At 73.9% G+C, this 5,574-nt stretch carries 3 protein-coding genes; 1 reads left to right on the forward strand and 2 read right to left on the reverse strand.

The features are described 5' to 3' along the window. The coding region (locus tag HMPREF0731_RS25670) for a hypothetical protein (protein WP_007005349.1) at positions 1 to 821 on the reverse strand (821 nt) is incomplete at its 3' end. A 157-nt stretch (positions 822 to 978) separates the two neighbouring features. Here HMPREF0731_RS25670 and HMPREF0731_RS23310 point away from each other — a divergent pair. Beyond that, entirely contained in the window at positions 979 to 4,455 is a 3,477-nt protein-coding gene (locus HMPREF0731_RS23310; protein ID WP_007005350.1) for a S8 family serine peptidase, read from the forward strand. 6 nt (positions 4,456 to 4,461) lie between these two features. On the opposite strand, the gene HMPREF0731_RS16690 is transcribed toward HMPREF0731_RS23310, so the two are convergent. Continuing rightward, positions 4,462 to 5,574, reverse strand: a 1,113-nt coding sequence (locus HMPREF0731_RS16690; protein WP_007005351.1) for a GGDEF domain-containing protein, incomplete at its 5' end; no start/stop codon positions are given.

The raw sequence follows: 5,574 nt of genomic DNA on the forward strand, positions 1-5,574 counted from the left end.
TCCGCATCACCTTCATACAGCAGGCGGCGGGCCCGCAGCATGGCCGGGCCGTGGCCATGCGGGTGCAGCGCCAGCGCCCCGGCGGCGCCGGCCACCGCCGCCATGGGCGCATCCCCGGCCAGCAGCGCCAGCATGCGGCCCAGCGCGTTGCTGCGCTTCAGCAGATGGCCGAGATTGTGCGCGCCGCCCGGCAGCAGGAACAGGCCGGGCCAGCCGGCCTGCCGGAACAGCTCGGCATTGGCCAAGTCGATCGGCTCCTCATCGCCGAACAGCAGCAGGTAGCGCGCCGGGTCGCCGCCCGGGCGCTGATCCGTGCCGGCGCCGGCACCCTCCGGCTGCGCATCCAGCCAGCGCTTGTAACGGACGATGAAACGGCCATGCCGCTGCGTGTCCACCGAATAGGGCGGCGCCAGGGCCAGCACCCGCGCCTCGGGCAGCGCCTCGCCCAGCCACAGCGCGCCGAAGGCGCCCATGCTGATGCCGAGGGTGGCGACGCCGCGATAGCCGCCCTGCCGCAGCACGGCGCGGCAATGCGCCAGCAGCGCCTCCCGCCCTTCCACCGCCTGCCACCAGCTGCGCGCGCGGTCGCGCAGCAGCAGCGAATCGGTGCCGGGCAGCCGCGCCAGCGCGTCACTGAAATCGAAGCCGGAGAAGGGCTTGGACGGATCGCCCACGCCGGTCAGCGCGATCATCAGCCGCGTCGCCCCCTTCTGGCGCCGCAGCAGCGCGTCATAGGAGCCGAAGCTGAGCGCCTCCCCGGCAGGGGGCGCGGCGGCGTCCGGGCGGGCGGCGGCCCGGGCGGGCGTGGCACGGGCTGACATGCCTCCCGTCTGCCCCGCCGGCCACCCCGAAGGCCAGAAGAACCGCACCGCCGCGGTGCCGCCGGCATTTCACCTTCTCGCGTGCCGCCTTACCGGTCCCTTCAACTTTCAGCCCTAGCCCTGGTGGCCGCTCCAGACGGGATGGGCCAGGGCCGGCATGGCGAGTTTCAACGATCCTCTGTTCCCCGGGCAGTGGCAGCTGCGCCCCGGCACCGGGATCAACGCCACCCCTCTCTATGACGAGTACAGCGGGCGCGGCGTGCGGATCGGCCTGGTCGATACCCCCCCGCCGAACCCCGGCCTGGCCGAGTTGCAGGGGCAGATCGACTGGGCGGCCAGCCGCGTCGCCACCGGCCACAACCCGGCCGATGATGGCGACCTGCACGGGCAGAGCGTCGCCCTGGTGCTGGCGGCGCGCGCCGGCAATGGCACGGGCGGCATCGGCGCCGCCTTCGGCGCCACCCTGGTCTCCTACGGCTTTGACAGCCGCGCCCACCGCACCGTGGCGCAGGAGGCGGAGATGCTGGCCTTCCAGAAGGAGGTCGATATCTCGCAGAATTCCTGGAGCCGCTCGGGCGAATCCTTCCGCGACGATTTCAGCCGCGACGAATATGCCGCCGCCGCCATGGCCGAGGCGGCGGCCGTGGGGCGCGGCGGGCTCGGCACCATCTTCGTCCGCTCGGCCGGCAACAACGGCGGCACGGGCGACGACGTCAACACGCATTCCTATTCCAACAACCGCTGGACGGTGCTGGTCGGCGCCACCGACGCGCAGGGCAAGGTGCAGGGCTTCTCCAACCCCGGCGCGGCGCTGCTGGTGGTGGCGCCGGCGACGGCCACCTCCTATGCCGCGCCGCTGGCCAGCGCCACCATCGCGCTGATGCTGGAGGCCAATCCGGCGCTGGGCTACCGGGATGTGCAGAGCATCCTGGCGCTCTCGGCCCGCATGACCGATGACGGCGCCGGCTGGGCCTACAATGGCGCGGCGGGGTGGAATGGCGGCGGGCTGCATGTCTCCCGCCGCGCCGGCTTCGGTCTGATCGACGCCCAGGCCGCGGTGCGCCTGGCCGAGAGCTGGCGCGCGCAATCCACCGTGGCCAACCTGCTCTCGGCCGAGGCGGCGGGGGAGGGCGGGCTCGACCTGCCGGAGCAGGGCCGCGCCAGCCAGAGCGCGCGGATCGACGCCGCCCTGCTGGTCGAGCGGGCGGAGCTCACCCTGGCGCTCGAGCATGCGCGGCTCGGCGATCTGCGCATCACCCTGGTCTCGCCCTCCGGCACCGCCAGCGTGCTGCTGCAGCGGCTCGGCCTCGGCGCCTACACCCTGGCGGATGGCACGCTGCGCTTCACCCTCTCCAGCACGCATTTCCTGGGCGAGGCGGCGGCCGGCGAATGGCGCCTGGTGATCGAGGATGCCGCCCCCGGGAATGGCGGCCGGCTGCTGGGCTGGTCGCTGCAGCTCTTCGGCGCCGCCCCCGGCCAGGATAGCGAGCACATCTTCACCAATGAGTACGCCGCCCTGGCCGCCGCCATGCCGGAGCGGCAGGTGCTGCGCGACGAGGCCGGGGAGGACCGCATCAACGCCGCGGCGGTGAGCGGCCCGGTGCGCATCGACCTCTCCGGCGCGACCGAGAGCCGCATCGCCGGGCAGCGCCTGGTGATCGCCGAGGGCACGGTGATCGAGCACGCCCTGGGCGGCGACGGCGATGACTGGCTCGGCGGCAATGCCGCGGACAACCACCTCATCGGCAACCGCGGCAGCGACACGCTGCGCGGGCTGGAGGGCAACGACATCCTGGAGGGCGGCGCCGGCGACGACCTGCTGATCGGCGATGCCGGCGACGACGTGCTGGAGGGCGGCCCCGGCGCCGACCGCATGCTGGGCGGCGCGGGCGATGACCTCTACCGCGTCGATGATCCCCGCGATGCCGTGATCGAGCAGGAGGGCGAGGGCTATGACACGGTGCGCGCCAGCATCGACTACGCCCTGCCCGCGCATGTCGAGCGGCTGGAGCTGCTGCCCGGCGCGCGGATCGGCGCCGGCAACGCGCTGGGCAATGTCATCATCGGCCATGATGGCGGGGTGCGGCTGCTGGGCCTTGCCGGCGACGACGTGCTGCGGGGCGGCGCCGGGGATGACGTGCTGGAGGGCGGCGAGGGGCAGGACCGGCTGGAAGGCGGGGCGGGCGACGACCGGCTGCTGGGCGGCGCCGGCAACGACCTGCTGCTGGGCGGCGAGGGGCGCGACTGGCTGGAGGGCGGCGGCGGCGGCGACCGGCTGGAGGGGGGCGCCGGCGATGACCACCTGTTCGGCCAGGAGGGCGACGACATCCTGCTGGGCGGCGGCGGCCGCGACCGGCTGAATGGCGGCGGCGGCGCCGATTGGATGGAGGGCGGCGCCGGCGATGATGTCTATTGGGTGGACCATCCGGGCGACCGCGTCGTCGAGCGGGCGGGGGAGGGGCATGACCGGGTGGTCGCCAGCATCGACTACACCCTGCCCGAGCATGTCGAGGAGCTGCTGCTGGAAGGCCTGGCGCGGCGCGGCACCGGCAATGCGCTGGGCAACCTGATCGACGGCAACGCGCTCGACAACTGGCTGCAGGGCGGCGCCGGGGATGACTGGCTGGAGGGCGGCGGCGGCGACGACCGGCTGGAAGGCGGCCATGGCAACGACTTCCTCAAGGGCGGCAGCGGCGCCGATGTGATGCTGGGTGGCTTCGGCAACGATACCTACAGCGTCAACGACCCGCGCGACATCGTGGTGGAGCACATCCACCAGGGCTTCGACACGGTGCGCTCCTGGATCGAGGACTATGCCCTGCCCGACTGGGTCGAGGTGCTGGAGCTGTGGGGCCATGTCGCGCGCAACGGCACCGGCAATGCCTCGCACAACCGGATCACCGGCAATGCGCTCGACAACCGCCTGGCCGGCGGCGCCGGCAACGACATGCTCTACGGCATGGCCGGCGATGACTGGCTGGAGGGCGGCGAGGGCGATGACTGGCTGATCGGCGGCAGTGGCCATGACGTGCTGGATGGCGGCGCGGGCTTCGACCGCATGCATGGCGGGCCGGGCAACGACATCTACTGGCTGCGCGACCCGCGCGACCGCATCCTGGAGTTCGAGGGCAATGGCTATGACACCGTGTTCGCCTTCGTGGACACGCAGCTGCCCGCCCATGTCGAGGCGCTGGTGCTGCTGGGCGAGGCGCCGCTGAAGGGCACCGGCAACCGGCTCGACAACCGCATCATCGGCCATGACGCCGGCAGCCGGCTCTGGGGCATGGGCGGCGACGACGTGCTGATCGGCGGCGCCGGCCAGGATCAGCTGCGCGGCGGCGAGGGCGATGACTGGCTGGAGGGGGGCGCCGGCGATGACGAACTGGCCGGCGGCGCCGGCGCCGACCGCTTCGTCTTCGGCCGCCATTTCGGCCAGGACCGGCTGCTCGACTTCAACCCGGAGGAGGGCGACCGGCTGCTGCTGCAGGGCTGGAGCCAGGCCGAATGGGCGGCGGCCCTGGCCGGCGCGCAGGGCCAGGGCGGCGGGCTGCTGCTCGATCTGGGCGAGGGCACGCTCTGGCTGCGCGGCTTCGAGGCCGCCTGGCTCGGCCGCGACCTCGCCCTGTTCGGCTGAGCCGCCTCAGCCGAGCAGCGCGCCCAGTTCGGGCGAGGCGACGCGGATGCGGTTGCGCCCGCCCATCTTGGCGGCGTAGAGCGCCCGGTCGGCGGCCGAGAGCAGCGCATCCGCCCCCGACAGGATGCCCGGCCCGGCCGGCCCGGTCTCCGGCATCGGCCTTGTGGTGGCGACACCGATGCTCACCGTGACGATGCCGGAGGGCGTGTTGCCGAGATGCGGCCGCCGCGCATCGGCCACCGCGGCGCGCACCCGCTCGGCCAGCAGGGCGGCGCCGGCGGCGTCGGTCTTGGGCATCAGCAGGGCGAATTCCTCGCCGCCATGCCGCGCCGCCACGTCGCCGGGGCGGCGCGCCACGCTGGCCAGCGCATCGGCCACCAGCCGCAGGCACTCATCGCCGGCCGGATGGCCGTAGCGGTCGTTGAAGCGCTTGAAGCGGTCGGCATCGAGCACCAGCAGCGAGAGCGGCTGCCCCTCCCGCGCGCAGCGGCGCCATTCCACCGCCAGCGCCTCCTCGAAGCGGCGGCGATTGGCCAGGCCGGTCAGCGCGTCGGTGGTGGCCATCTCCTCCATCCGCTCCAGCGCCTCCAGCAGCCGCGCCTCGGCGGCCTTGGCCTCGGTCGCGTCGCGCATCACCGCGACATAGCCGATCGGCTGGCCGGTGGCCGGGTCGGCATGGCTGCGCGCCCGCACATCGACCCAGAGCCAGTCGCCGTCGGGGCGGCGGAAGCGGTAGGTGGCCGAGGCCTCGGGGTCGCCGCCGCGCAGCGCGGTCGCCGCCGCATCGACCCAGTCCTGGTCGTCGGGATGCACGAAATCGCCGACCGGCCGGTCGGTCAGCGCCTCGGGCGCGTAGCCCAGCACCCGCTCCGAGGCAGGGGAGACATAGCGCCGCGTCCCGTCCATGTCGCAGAGCGCGACGACATCGCCGGAATTCTCGGCGATCAGGCGGAAGCGCGCCTCGCTCTCGCGCAGCGCCGCCTCGGCCGCCGCCGCCTCGGTCACGTCGCTGCAGGTGGTGACGAGGCTGTCGGCCAGGCGATGCGCGCGCAGCGCCACGCTGCGGCCGCCCGGACGCGCCAGCGGCGGGCCGGAGGGGGCCAGCCCCTGCAACCGGCG

It is taken from the genome of Pseudoroseomonas cervicalis ATCC 49957, assembly GCF_000164635.1.
Classification (GTDB): domain Bacteria; phylum Pseudomonadota; class Alphaproteobacteria; order Acetobacterales; family Acetobacteraceae; genus Pseudoroseomonas; species Pseudoroseomonas cervicalis.

Bases quoted from the DNA above. Each gene is read 5' to 3' on its own strand.
- HMPREF0731_RS23310 (WP_007005350.1), top strand. From the start codon at position 979: ATGGCGAGTTTCAACGATCCTCTGTTCCCCGGGCAGTGGCAGCTGCGC.